Source organism: Anaerotruncus sp. DFI.9.16 (assembly GCF_024461615.1).
GTDB lineage: Bacteria > Bacillota > Clostridia > Oscillospirales > Ruminococcaceae > Anaerotruncus > Anaerotruncus massiliensis.
Window position 1 is genome coordinate 1 of record NZ_JANFZX010000020.1, and the last position, 12,795, is coordinate 12,795.

11 protein-coding genes are annotated in these 12,795 nt (G+C 64.6%); 5 read left to right on the top strand and 6 right to left on the bottom strand.

What is annotated here, in order from left to right:
- Positions 1 to 58: 58 nt before the first annotated feature.
- From NE609_RS09410 to NE609_RS09420, 3 genes are read right to left on the bottom strand one after another with little or no spacing between them, the layout of a single operon-like run.
- Positions 59 to 1,354 carry a uracil-xanthine permease family protein gene (locus NE609_RS09410; protein ID WP_101551598.1) on the bottom strand — a complete coding sequence of 432 codons (1,296 nt, stop codon included), beginning with the start codon at positions 1,352 to 1,354 and terminating at the stop codon, positions 59 to 61.
- A 21-nt stretch (positions 1,355 to 1,375) separates the two neighbouring features.
- Positions 1,376 to 1,606, bottom strand: a complete 231-nt coding sequence (locus tag NE609_RS09415) for a hypothetical protein (RefSeq protein ID WP_256152367.1) — start codon at positions 1,604 to 1,606, stop codon at positions 1,376 to 1,378.
- Entirely contained in the window at positions 1,603 to 2,532 is a 930-nt protein-coding gene (locus NE609_RS09420) for a nitrilase-related carbon-nitrogen hydrolase (protein WP_101551594.1), read from the bottom strand. The genes NE609_RS09415 and NE609_RS09420 overlap by 4 nt, the downstream gene beginning before the upstream one ends.
- A 259-nt stretch (positions 2,533 to 2,791) precedes the next feature.
- Between NE609_RS09420 and NE609_RS09425 the strand changes: the two genes are divergently transcribed.
- Complete coding sequence (locus NE609_RS09425) at positions 2,792 to 4,033, top strand: amidohydrolase family protein (RefSeq protein ID WP_256152368.1); 1,242 nt, start codon at positions 2,792 to 2,794, stop codon at positions 4,031 to 4,033.
- A 66-nt stretch (positions 4,034 to 4,099) separates the two neighbouring features.
- Here NE609_RS09425 and NE609_RS09430 read toward each other — a convergent pair whose 3' ends face one another.
- The 3 genes from NE609_RS09430 to NE609_RS09440 are packed head-to-tail and all read right to left on the bottom strand — an operon-like array spanning position 4,100 to position 7,297.
- A complete protein-coding gene (locus NE609_RS09430; RefSeq protein WP_256152369.1) occupies positions 4,100 to 5,359 on the bottom strand; it encodes an amidohydrolase in 1,260 nt (419 codons plus the stop codon).
- Complete coding sequence (gene mtnA, locus NE609_RS09435; RefSeq protein WP_256152370.1) at positions 5,340 to 6,446, bottom strand: S-methyl-5-thioribose-1-phosphate isomerase; 1,107 nt, start codon at positions 6,444 to 6,446, stop codon at positions 5,340 to 5,342. The genes NE609_RS09430 and mtnA overlap by 20 nt, the downstream gene beginning before the upstream one ends.
- Before the next feature lie 17 nt (positions 6,447 to 6,463).
- Positions 6,464 to 7,297, bottom strand: coding sequence for a purine-nucleoside phosphorylase (locus NE609_RS09440; RefSeq protein ID WP_256152371.1), 834 nt, complete (start codon positions 7,295 to 7,297; stop codon positions 6,464 to 6,466).
- A 173-nt stretch (positions 7,298 to 7,470) separates the two neighbouring features.
- Between NE609_RS09440 and NE609_RS09445 the strand changes: the two genes are divergently transcribed.
- The 4 genes from NE609_RS09445 (at position 7,471) to NE609_RS09460 (ending at position 12,739) form a co-directional block, all read left to right on the top strand.
- Positions 7,471 to 7,842, top strand: coding sequence for a BlaI/MecI/CopY family transcriptional regulator (locus NE609_RS09445; RefSeq protein ID WP_101551582.1), 372 nt, complete (start codon positions 7,471 to 7,473; stop codon positions 7,840 to 7,842).
- A complete protein-coding gene (locus NE609_RS09450; RefSeq protein ID WP_256152372.1) occupies positions 7,839 to 9,377 on the top strand; it encodes a hypothetical protein in 1,539 nt (512 codons plus the stop codon). Before NE609_RS09445 ends, NE609_RS09450 begins: the two co-directional genes overlap by 4 nt.
- A gap of 27 nt (positions 9,378 to 9,404) precedes the next feature.
- On the top strand, positions 9,405 to 11,711 hold the full coding sequence (locus NE609_RS09455) for a M56 family metallopeptidase (RefSeq protein ID WP_256152373.1): 2,307 nt from the start codon (positions 9,405 to 9,407) through the stop codon (positions 11,709 to 11,711).
- Between the two features lie 152 nt (positions 11,712 to 11,863).
- Positions 11,864 to 12,739: a hypothetical protein gene (locus NE609_RS09460; protein WP_256152374.1), complete on the top strand. Its 876-nt coding sequence runs from the start codon at positions 11,864 to 11,866 to the stop codon at positions 12,737 to 12,739.
- The last annotated feature ends 56 nt before the right edge of the window (positions 12,740 to 12,795 follow it).

Sequence of the window (12,795 nt, forward strand, 5' to 3'; positions counted from 1 at the left end):
GCCCCGCCGGCAGACGCCGGCGGGGCCGCATTCTATTTCAGGAAAGGGGTCGGTTGGGTTATTCCGCTTTCGCGGCTTCCTTCGCCTTGGCTTCCTCGGCACGCTCCTCCGCGCTCTTGTTGGGGAGCACGAGGTTGAGGATGATGCCCGCGATGGCCGCGATGGCCATGCCGCCGAGGCTGATGCCGCCCGGGAAGGTGAAGGTCGCGCCGCCGACCGCGAGGATGAGGATGGCGCTGGCGACGATCAGGTTCTTGGGCTTGGAGAAGTCGACGCGGTTTTCCACGACGGTGCGCACGCCGACGCTCGTGACCATACCGTAGAGCAGGATGCCCACGCCGCCGATGACCGGATTGGGGATCGAACGGCAGAGCGCCTCAAACTTGGGCACGAAGGCAAAGAGCGCCATCCACACCGCGCCGCAACGCACGACGAAGGGGGAGTAGATGCGGGTGACGGCGAGCACGCCGGTGTTCTCGCTGTGGATGGTGAGGGACGGGCCGCCCAGGCAGGCGGACACGCAGGTGGCGCAGCCGCAGGCGAAGAGGGAACGGGGCAGGCCCGGGTTTTTGGTGAAGTCCTTGCCGACGGTGGTGCCGACCGCGATGACGTCGCCGATATGCTCGATGCAGGGGACGATGGCGGCCGGGGCGATCATGATGATCGCGCGCACGTCGAATTTCGGGAGGGTGAAGTTGGGGACGCCGAACCAGGGCGCGGCCAGCACGCCGGAGAAATCGACGAGGCCGAAGGGGATCGAGATGAGGTAGCCGCCGACCAGCGCGAGCACGATGGTGAGGATCTTGGTGAGGCCCTTGCCGAAGATGTTGACCACGATGGCGATGCCGAAGGTCAGCAGCGCGACGATCCAGTGCTCGGAAGCCGACGAGACGCCGACGTTCGCGAGGCAGAGGCCGAGGACCATGATGATCGGGCCGGTGATGACGGGCGGGAAGACCTTATGGATCCGCTCGGTGCCCAGCAGCTTGAGCAGCAGGGCGAAGAGGAAATAGAAGCACATGACGAAGATCAGTCCGCCCTGCGCGTAGGGGACGCCCATCTCGCTGATGATGACCGTCAGCGGGGCGATAAAGGCAAAGGAACCGCCCAGGAAGGCCGGGACGATGCCCTTGTCGACGAACTGGTAGATCAGGGTGCCGATGCCCGCGCAGAAAAGGGTGACCGACACGTTGAGTCCGCAGAGGATGGGGACGATGATGACGCCGCTCATGGCCACGGTGTTTTGCAGGCCGAGGAACACCATCTGTTTTTTGGTGAAGTTTACCGAAAGGTCGCTCGGGGAGACGAAAACCGGCTCCTGGGTGGCGGCCGAGGTGTTGACGTTGTCACTCATGGATACTGCCTCCTTCTTTCATCAGCTCGCGTTGAACGCGCAGTAAAATTCCGCGGCGCAGGAAAATTCGTCGAGGGGCACCTTCGCCAGCAGCTCCCGGAAGGGGGTGTAGCCGTCGGGGGAGGTGCGGATGGGCTCGCCGCCCACCTTTTCGATGATCTCCGCCTTGGTCGTGGGGAAGGTGATGGGGCGCATGGCGATCGCCACGTAGTGCCCGGTAAGCAGGTAGGGGATTTCACGCATGTAACTCATTTTCCTTCACCTCCGAAATCGTAGGCGTTGTACTGGTTGCGCTGTTCGCCCTTTCCGCCCAGGTCGCGGCAGGAGGCGCCCCGGTGACGGAAGGAATAGAGGAAGGTGTTGGTGACGCTGCTCTCGTGCAGCTTATCCACCAGACCCGGGTAGAGGTCTGCCTTGACCAGGTAGGGGACGCCCGCCGGCGCCTGGGTGATGACGTTGCCGTCGGGCGCGACGATCATGCTCTTGCCAAACGCGGAGCAGGCCGCCTCGACGCCCACGCAGTTGACGGCCACCACATAGCACTGGTTGCAGTAGGCGCCCATCTTGTTGGTGATGTCCCAGCCGTTCTCCCAGGGGCTCATGTAGTGGGTGGGGCGCACGATGATGTTCGCGCCGTTGTAGGCCGCCTCGCGCCAGATCTCGGGATAGTCGCCGTCCGCGCAGACGATGGTCGCGATCTTCGAGCCCTTGGGTCCGGGCGTGACGGGGCACTCCCAGCCGGGATAGTGCCGTTCGGTGGGGATCCACGGGTTCATCTTGACGTAGCGGTGCACGACCTCGCCCTGGTCGTTGATCATGATCGCGCAGTTGCCCGGGCTGTCGTGCCCGTCGAGCTTCAGGATGACGCTGAAGATGCCCCACACGCGCAGGCGCGCGCACGCCTCCTTGAGGCGCCCGACCTCGGGCGAGTCGAGCGTGAGCACCACGTTCAGGCGCTTGGTCGGATGCATCCCCTGCACGGCGAACTCGGGCGTTACGAACAGGTCGTAACCCGGGAATCCACGCGCGCCCGTCTCCATGAACTGGATGACGGTGTCGATGTTCTGGTTGACTTCTTCCATGCAGTCGGCGTGAATCGGTTCCATCTGCGCACACACAACGCTCAGGACCTCGGTCTCCACCTTGCCGCCGACACCATGGCTGCTTCCAATGATCATTTGCTCCTCCTCCTTTATGGTTTGATATCTCGCCGCCGCAAAGCAGTGGTCGTGAAACTATGTAACATGACAGAGCGTAAAATTGGAATAAACTTCCATTTTGCTCTCCCAATTTATAGTCAATTCTGACAAAAAATTGAGCAGACACTAGACAAACGAAGTGGAACATGATATATTTTTTGTAACAACAATGTATCATGTTTCATGAGCCTTGTCAAGCAAACCGTGTAGAATTTTTTATGAAAGCGGGAGAGATTTAATGAAGCTGCTGATTCAAAACGCCATCCTGCGCGGGCGGAAAGAGCCTGCCGACATCCTGATCGAAGAAGGGAAGATCAGCCGCGTCGGCGGGCGCATCGACGCCGCCGCCGACCGGACGATCGACGCATCCGGCTGCCTCGTGACGCCGTCGCTCATCGATCCGCACATCCACCTCGACAAGGTGAACGTCTTCGACGTGGTGCGCCCCAACGTGAGCGGGACCCTCAAGGAAGCGATCGAGATCCTCTGGGACCAGAAGCGCGTCTACACCGTCGAGGATATCGTCACCCGTTCGGAGGACGTGGTGCTCAAGGCGATCAAAAACGGCACCCTCGCGATCCGCACCCATGTCGACGTGGACACGATCGGCGGCCTGCGTCCCCTCGAGGGCGTCGTGGCGCTGCGGGAGAAGTATAAGGACGTCATCGACATCCAGATCGTCGCCTTCCCGCAGGAGGGCATCGTCAAGGACCCCGGCTGCGACAAGCTGATGTGGGATGCGATGGAGGCGGGCGCCGACATCGTGGGCGGCATGCCCGCCAACGAGAATTCGCCCGACGACAGCCGCACGCATGTCAAGCTCTGCTTCGACATCGCGGAGAAATACGGCGCCGAGATCGACATGCACGTCGACGAGACGGACGATCCCTTCTACCGCACGCTCGAGATGATCGCCGACGAGGCGATCGCGCGCGGCTTCGCGCCGGGCACCGTCACGGCGGGCCACACCTGCGCGCTGGCTGCCTACGACGACCACTACGCGGGCTATGTCATCGAGAAGGTGAAGCGCGCGGGCATCAACGTGATCACCAACCCGGTCACCAACCTGATGCTCCAGGGCCGCCTCGACAAGCAGCCGATCCGCCGCGGCATCACCCGCGTCAAGGAGCTGCTCGCGGCGGGCGTGAACGTCTCCTTCGGCCAGGACTGCGTCAAGGACACCTTCTACCCCTACGGCAGCGCCGACATGCTCCAGGTGGCCAACGTCGTGGCGCACGCCGCGCAGATGAGCCTGCCCGACGAGATCGAGAAGCTCTACGACATGGTGACCGGCGATGCCAACAAGATCCTCAAGATCCCCGGCTACGGCCTCGAGCCCGGCTGCCGCGCCAACCTGCTCATCATCGACGCGCGCGACGCGCGCGACGCCATCCGCCTCTGCCCGCCGCGCCGGACCGTCATCCGCGACGGCCGCGTCCTGGCGGAGACGACGGTCGACACCAGGCTGAACCTCGGCTGAACTACATAAAAAAAGCCCCGGAAAGACAGTCCGCCTTTCCGGGGCTTTTTTGCGGTTCATCGGGGTTCAGCGTTTCGCGTCGATGATCTCGTTGCACCGGCGGTAGACCTCCTCCGGGTCCGCGCCGATGTGGAACTGCCCGTCCTCGTAGAGGATGCGGCCGTTCACCATCGTGAGCTTCACGTTCTGCTTGCTGCCGCTGTAAACGACATTTTTGGCGATGTTGTTGAGCGGCTGCATGTTGGGCTGGTGCAGGTCGAGCATGACGAGGTCAGCGCATTTCCCGGGCGCGAGGGTGTCGCAGTCCGAAAGGCCCATCGCCCGCGCGCCGCCCACCGTCGCCATCTCGAGCACGCGGTCGGCGGGCATGGCGGACGCGTCGTCCTCCCGGAGCTTTTGCAGCCCGGTGGCGAGGAACATCTCACGGAAGAAGTCGAGGCAGTTGTTGCTGGCCGGGCCGTCGGTGCCGAGCGCGAGGCTGACGCCCGCGTCCAGCATCTTTTGGAGAGGGGCGATGCCGCTGGCGAGCTTGACGTTGGAGCCGGGGTTGGTCACCATCCACAGCCCCCGGCGGCGGAAGATTTCGAGGTCGGCGTCGTTTAAGTAGACACCATGGTATCCGCCGCCGCCGTAATCGAACATCCCGAGACTGTCGAGGAAGGCGGTCGGGGTCATGCCCCACCGTTCGAGGCAGCCGTCCACCTCGAGGCGGGTTTCGGAATTGTGGGTGAAGACGGGGGCTTCATACTTGTGGGCGAGCGCCGCCATCCCCTCGAGCAGCTCCCGGGAGCAGGTGTACTCGGCGTGGAAGCCGAGGATGAAGGAGACGAGCTCGTCATAGCGGTTGTACTCGTCCCAGCATTTCTCCATGAAGGGCAGGTCATAGGTGAAGTTGTTGACGCAGCCGCAGAGCACGGTGCGGAAGCCGCAGTCGGCGGCGGCCTTCGCGATCTCGTCGGGGAACATGTACATGTCGAAGTTGGCGGTGATGCCGCTCGTCAGGTATTCCATGATCGCCAGCCGCGTCAGGTCGTAGACGTCGCCCGGCCGGAGCTTCGCCTCCATCGGGAAGCACTCCTGGAGCCAGTCGTGGAGCGGCTGGTCGTCCGCGTAGGAGCGCAGGAAGGTCATCCCCGAATGGGTGTGCGCGTTCTTGAAGCCGGGCAGGAGCAGGTTGCCCCGCGCGTCGATCTCCCGGTCCCAGACGGTGCCGTCCGGCGGGCCGGCGGGGGCGATGCGGTTCCCCTTCACCCAGAGCTCCCCCTCGGTGACGCCCGCGCCCTCCTCCATCGTGAGAATGCGCGCGTTATAAAACCGGATGTTCATACGATCCCTCCTTGTGGTCGTCCCCGCCGGAAAAGAGCGCGGCGAGGCTTTCGGTATAGGGCGGGCGGCAGACGCCGCGCTCGGTCACGATGCCGGTGATGAGGCTGTGGTCGGTCACATCGAAGGCGGGGTTGTAGCACCTGACGCCTTCGGGCGCCATCGGCTCGCGGTAAAATTTCGAGCGGATCTCCTCCGGGTCGCGCAGCTCGATTTCGATCTCCGCGCCCGTCTTGCAGGAGCGGTCGACCGTCGAGGTCGGACCGAGCACATAGAAGGGGATCCCATAGTGCCGGGCGAGGATGGCCACCCCGCTCGTGCCGATCTTGTTGGCGGTGTCGCCGTTGGCGGCCACCCGGTCGCACCCGACGAAGCAGGCGTTCACCCAGCCGTTTTTCATGACGATGCTCGCCATATTGTCGCAGATGAGGGTCACGTCGACCCCCGCGCGGGAGAGCTCATAGGTGGTGAGCCGCGCGCCCTGGAGCAGCGGGCGGGTCTCGTCGGCGAAGACGCGAAAGCGCATCCCGCGCTCCGTCCCGAGCAGCAGCGGCCCGAGCGCCGTCCCGTAGCGGGAGGTCGCGAGCGGCCCGGCGTTGCAGTGGGTGAGCACCCCGTCGCCGTCGCGGAGGAGCGTGAGGCCGTGCTCCGAGATCGCGCGGCACATCTCCGCGTCCTCCGCCTGAATGCGGCGGCACTCCTCCCCGAGGAGCCGGACGATCTCCGGGACCGGCCTGCCGGCGTTCTCCCCGGCGCGGCGGACCATCCGCGCGGTCGCCCAGCTCAGGTTGACCGCCGTGGGACGGGCCGCGTCGAGGTAGTCCTTACAGGCCCGGAGCTTTTCGAGAAATTCCGGGACGCTCTCCGTTTTGATCCGCCGCGCGAGCAGGTACATGCCGTAGCCCGCGCAGATGCCGATGGCGGGCGCGCCCCGCACCCGCAGGGAAAAAATCGCCTCGCGGAGGCTTTCGGCGTCGGAAAGGACGCGGTATTCCGTCCTGCCCGGCAGCAGCGACTGGTCGAGGATGACGACCGCGTCCTCCGCGTCCGTCAGCCGCACGTTATCGATCGATTGAACCGGCCTGTCCATCGCACTTTCATCCGGGTTCAGCCGATCACCTTGGCGATCCCCCTGACCGACGCGGTGACGAGCTGTTTAAAGAGCGGGGCCGCGCGGTCGGCGGCCTCCTGCACCTCGATGTGGGAGAGGGGCTGAGGGGAGAGGCCCGCGCCGGGGTTGGTGACGAGCGAGATGCCGCAGGTTTCGATCCCCATGTGGCGGGCGGCCACCGCCTCGACGGCGGTGCTCATGCCGACGGCGTCGCCGCCGAGGATGCGGCACATGCGCACCTCGGCCGGCGTCTCGAAGTTGGGGCCGGTGAGCTGGACGTAGACCCCCTCGCGCAGCGGGATCGCCAGCTCCTTCGCGGCGCCGCGGACGACCTCCCGCAGGCGGGCGCTGTAGAGGTCGGTCATGTCGGGGAAGCGGGTGCCGAGCTCGTCGATGTTCGGCCCGATGAGGGGGGAGGGGACGAAGTCGGCGATGTGGTCGGAGATGAGCATGAATTCACCCGGGCCGTAGTCGGGGTTGAGCCCGCCCGAGGCGTTGGTGAGGAAGAGCGCCTTCACCCCCATGAGCCCCATCAGGCGGGTGGGGAGCACCACGTCGGTGATGTCGTAGCCCTCATAGTAGTGGATGCGTCCCTGCATGACGACGACGGGGACCCCCTCCACATAGCCGAAGACGAACCGGCCCCGGTGGCCCTGGGCGGTGGAGACGGGGAAGCCCTCGATATCGCGGTAGTCGAGGGTGGAGACGATGTCGATGCCGTCGGCGTAGTCGCCGAGCCCCGAGCCGAGGGTCATGCCGATGAGCGGCTGAAAATCGATCTTTTCCCGGAAGCAGTCGTAGCAGCGAAGCAGTTTTTCATATGGACGCATAGCGGTCCCTCCTGTTTCAAAATAGGTACCTACAGTATAGCATATCCCGCCGGATTTCCAAAGAAAAAGAAAGAATTTGCATAAGACTATAAATATAGTCTTGACAAGCGCCGGGAAGGTGCTATACTATAACCATAGAACAGACTATAAACATCGTCTGACGGAGGAACGGCATGAACGACCAGATCAAACTCAACAATTCCGAGACGCGGATCATGAACGTCCTGTGGGAGAAGGGGCAGCTCCCCGCCAAGGAGGTCGCGCTCGAGGCCGCCGCGCGCTACGGCTGGAACAAGAACACCACCTACACGATCCTCAAAGCCCTGATCGAGAAGGACTACCTCAGGCGGGAGGAGCCGAACTTCGTCTGCGTTCCCCTCTTAAAGCGCGGCGAGGTCCAGCGCGCGGAGACGCGCGGGCTGATCGACCGGCTGTTCGGCGGCTCGCCGGCAAACTTCCTCTCCGCCTTCGTGGAGAACGAGGAGCTCTCGGACGACGAGCTTGCGAAGATCAGGCGCCTGATCGACGAGGGGGAGGAACGATGAAATGCCTGCTTGCCGCCCTGCTGGCGGCCGCGCTGGCGGGTTCCCTCGCCGCCTGCGGCGGGGAGCCCGCCCGGGAACCGGCGCCGCCCGTCTCCTCCATGGAGCTGCCGGGCGAACCGGAAGCCGCGCCAAAGCCGGGGCCCACGCCCGCGCCGGAGAGCGCCCCGGGAGAGGCGCCGCCCGCCGGGAGCGTTCCCGCCGCCGAGGCGGTCTCGACCCCGCCCGCCGCTCCCGCCGCCGCGCTTCCGGACGGCTTCAACTTTACCGCCGGCCCCGATTCCGGGGTGTTCCTGTGCGGCGGCGTGCGGGTGAACGGCGGCTCGGTCTACCGCTATTCCGACCAGGTGGCCGTGGGGAGCAGCTGGGAGACGCCCTTTCACCTCCAAAAGCTCGAACCGGAGCCCGCCGATGAGATCGGGGAGCGCCTCTCCGACTTCGACGTGCTGATCCTCGAACTGGAGGACGACACGAAATATACCTACACCTTCTATACCGAGGGGCTGGAGGTCGCGAAATCGCTCCCAGCCGCCGACGCGGGGGAACCGGTCCGCTACCGCGTCGACCCGGAGGTCTACGCCGAGCTCATCGGGCTCGAGCGGGTTCGCATGGGCGAGGGACTCTGGTTCCCGAGCTGGCTCAGGGTCATCCGGAAATCCCGCGTGACGGGAATCGCCTTCCGCTCGTCGGACGGCGAAAGCGATACCGTCTACCTGCCTGACGACGAACGGTTCGACTGGGCGCTTTCGGGGCTGGACATCTCGGTCAGGCCGGGCAGCGCCGAACGGGTCGGCAGGGAGAGCCGTCTCGAGGGGGCCGCGCGGATCGACATCGACTTTGCCACCGGCATCCGTTACCGCGTCGAGGTGAACGAAACCGCCCTGCTGGTCGCGGCGAGCGACATGGACCACGCGCTGCGCTACCCGCTCAAGCACGAGGACACGACGCTGCGGGAGCTGGACGACATCGCGGCGGGAAAGATGCTCCCGCTGACCGGCAAGCCGGTCGTCTACCTCTATCCCGAGCGGCCGACGGACGTGTCGGTGAGGGTCGATTACCGCGGGAGCTTCAGCGAGACGATCCCCGCCTACCGGGACGGCTGGGAGGTCACCGCCTACCCGGGCGGCGCCCTCGTGGACAGGGCGGACGGGCGAACCTACCCCTACCTCTTCTGGGAGGGGAATACGCCGGTCGGCTGGGACTTTTCCGAGGGATTTTGCGTGGCTGGCGCGGACACCGAACGGTTCCTGCGCGAAAAGCTCGCCCTTCTGGGCCTGAACGCCGGTGAAACGGCGGAATTTCTCGACTACTGGCTGCCAGAAATGCAGCAAAACGCCTGCAACCTCATCACTTTTTCCACAGAACAGTACGAGCGGCTCGCCCCGATGGAGATCTCTCCCGCGCCCGACAGCCTGCTGCGGGTGCACATGGTTTACCGGGGGCTGGACGCGCCGCGTCCCATTCGGGAGCAGGAGCTTGAGGGCGGCTTTGTCCGCCGGGGCTTCACCGTGGTGGAGTGGGGCGGGAGCCGCGCCTGAAAAAATACGCAGCGGCGGGAGGAAGCTATGGAAGACCTGTTTTTGCGCCTGGTGAATATGTCGCTGGCGGCGTCGGTGCTCGGCGCGGCGGTGCTGCTGCTGCGTGCGCTCCTCAAAGGGAGGCTGCCCCGCTGGACCTTCTGCCTGCTGTGGGGGCTCGTGCTCGTGCGGCTGCTGGTTCCCTTTTCGGTGCCGTCGCCGGTGAGCGCCTTCAACGCCATCCCCGCCGCGCGCACCGTCGAGACGGGACGGCGCGCCGCCCTCCGGTTTGTGGAGGACCCCGGCGCGGCGGTCGACTTCCCGACCTTGCAGACCCCGCGGGGGACGGGGTCGGACGCCCCCGCCGAACGCCCGGTGGTTGCCCCGGCGAAGGTCCCGCTGACCGTGATCCTGTCGTCCATCTGGCTGTGCGGCGCGGCGCTCCTGCTCCTCTACAGCCTCTTCTGCTACCTCTATACGATGCACCGCCTGTGGCGCGCGCGCCGGCTCCCGCATACCCCCGGCATCGACGGGATTTTCCGGCGGGTGGGGGTGCGGCCGGACCGGGTGCGGCTCTATGTGAGCGACCTCTTCCCAAGCCCGGTCGTCTGCGGGCTCGTCCGACCCCGGCTGGTGCTATCGGGCCTCGTCGGGGAGGAGGACGTGGCGCACGTCGTCACCCACGAGCTCACCCACATCCGCCGGCACGACAACCTCTGGAAGGCGCTGGCCACCCTCGCGCTCTACCTCCACTGGTTCAATCCGCTCGTCTGGCTCTTCTACCGCTGGTATGTCACCGACATGGAGGCATCCTGCGACGAGGCTGTCGTCCGGCGGCCGGAAACCGACCGGAAAGCCTACGCCTACAGCCTCGTGAACATGGCGGAACGAAGCCGCAGCGCCTTCGCGGGAGGATTTCTCGCCTTCGGGGAGTGCGCGCTCAAGGAAAGGGTCAAATCGATCATGCACGTCAGGAAAAACACGGTCATTCTAACGATCCTCGCGGTGGCGGTCGTCGCCGGGCTCGCGGTCGTCTTCCTCACCAACCCGCAGATTTCCCCCGCGCAGACCGCGCCGTACGGCCCGGATGAGGAATCCTCCGCGGCGGAAGTGCCGGAGGACGTGGCCGCGGACATGAAGCTCACCTACAGCGTGCTCGGTTCGCTGCGGGAAAAGGATGTGGCCGAGATGCGGGTCCGTTACGGGGAGTTCGGCGACTCCCCCGAGACGGAGATCCCGCCCGACGGCTACGGCGAGGTGATCGGCGGGCTCCAGGAGCTCACCCTCGGCTGGGAGAGCACCGACCGGGAGTCGGAGCCGGTGGAGATCGTGATCACGCGCAAGGACGGAAAGCAGGTCGCCGTTTCCCTGCGGGCGGACAGCGTCCGCCTGAGCGGCACGGCGCCCAAGCTCGCGGACAAGAGCACCGTCTACGTCTACAAGGCGGACGTATCCGCGCTGCGCGCCTATGCGCTCGGCCTGCTCGCCCCGGCGGAACGCGCGCCCGTCCCGATGGAGACCCCCGCCGAATCCCCCGCGCCGCAGGTTTCTACCCCCGCCGCGCCTTCCGCGCAGGAAGCGGCCTCCCGCGCGGCGGACCTTCCGCCCCTCATCGAGGGGAACCCGCCCTGCCTGCGCATCCCCTACGACGAGGTCATGGAGGTGAACCTCATCGACCGGGAGAGCCGCACCTGCTGTCCGGTGACGGGCGAACGGTGCGGCGCGGTGCTCGCGCGGCTCAACTCCCTGACCCCGCAGGAGGACCTTTCGGTCACGCCAGACGAGGCGGGCCTGCGCCTTCTGCAGGTCCGGCTGCTCGACGGGACGAAATACGACTTCTGGTGCCACAGCAACCTGCTGATGGAGGGGGAGACGCCGCTTGCCGACGCTTCCCGGCTGCGGGACCTCTACGACAGTTTCTACGAGATCGAGAAGGAGACCTACGGGCAAAACCGCGCCACCGCCGAGTGGCTCGGCTATATGAACCCCTACCGTATCACCGGGATGGCGGTCGACGACCTCTCGGAAGGCACGCACGGGCAGTACCGCGCGCTGACCTCGGAGCAGCAGCGGGAGGCGATCATGGAGGTCGCCGCGCTGCTCAAGGCGGTGACGGTCAAGCCCTCCTCCACCGAGACGCTCGCGCCCGGAGCGGCCCACGACTCCACCCCGCTCTTCCAGACCGTGCTGAACTTCGAGGACGGCGTCGTGGAATACACGGTCACCGTCTACCTCGACGGGTCGATCGAAATCCTCGTCAGCAGCATCCCGGGATACCATCTCGCCTATGAGACCACCGGAGACGGGACGCTGGATGCGCTGGCCGACGCGCTTACAAAATACGCCGCGGCGTAAGCGCACACCTTCTCCACGGGCGGCGGGAACGCCGCCCGCGGGGGGAGCTCCACCCGGTTCGTTATCGCGGCGGGGGAACCGTTTTTGCCCTTTGGAATGGTAAATTTTATAAAATAAGTAATATTTTTACATTTAAGAAAGAAGGCGTTACCATGTTAAAGCATCTCAGATCCACCATCGCATCCCTGCTCGCGGCCGTGCTGCTCGTCTCCGCCCTCACCGTCCCCGCCGCCGCCGACACGGGCGCGGTGAAGGATACGAGCTTCAACCATGACATCGAACAGGTGCAGGACATTCAGGTCATCAACCGCGGGCTGCACGTCAGCTACGCTGTCACGAACCAGAACGACCGCGCCGCGATTATCAGCGCGCTGAACGCGCTCACCGTCGCGCCCATGAGGAAGGAGCGCGGCGAGGAGGACGGCCTGCGGCTGCTGACCGTGCTGATGACGAACGGCGACCGCTACAACTACTGGTGTTATGAGGACGACGTCCTTCAGTCGGACGGAGGCTGGCAGGCGAACGGCAGGCAGCTTGACGGCCTCTATGCCGCCATGACCCGTTGCCAGCAGACATACCCGGCGAACATCGAGTGGCTCGGCTACATGAACCCCTACCGCGTCACCAAGGTGGAGATTTTACCGGATAACATGGAGAAATTGCCGGATGTGAAATTGGAGATAGATGGGAAGCCTATGACGGGAGAGATGGTGACTCTGCCAAGAATGACATTTGAATCGGCATCCTCCCAAGAAGAGAGAGCGGTAATCCTTAATATATGCAAAATGCTGAAGGAACTCAAGGTCGGCCGAGTCCAGAAATTTGAGGAGAGCAATGCATTTAAAGAAACCTACCGTGGAACCGTTATTTTGTTGGACTTTGAAAATGGGAAGTCTCAGTATGCAGTTGGTTTTTCAGAGGATAAGATTTCAATTGGTGTCGATAATATCGCCTATAGTCTTTTGTATACACAGAATGATCCGGTTAAGAGCAGGGCTTTGCACGATGCGATCAACGCCTTCGATTAGTCCCATGCGGCGGGGAGATCGAGGGACTCCAGGAGCTCATCCTCGGCTGGGAGAGT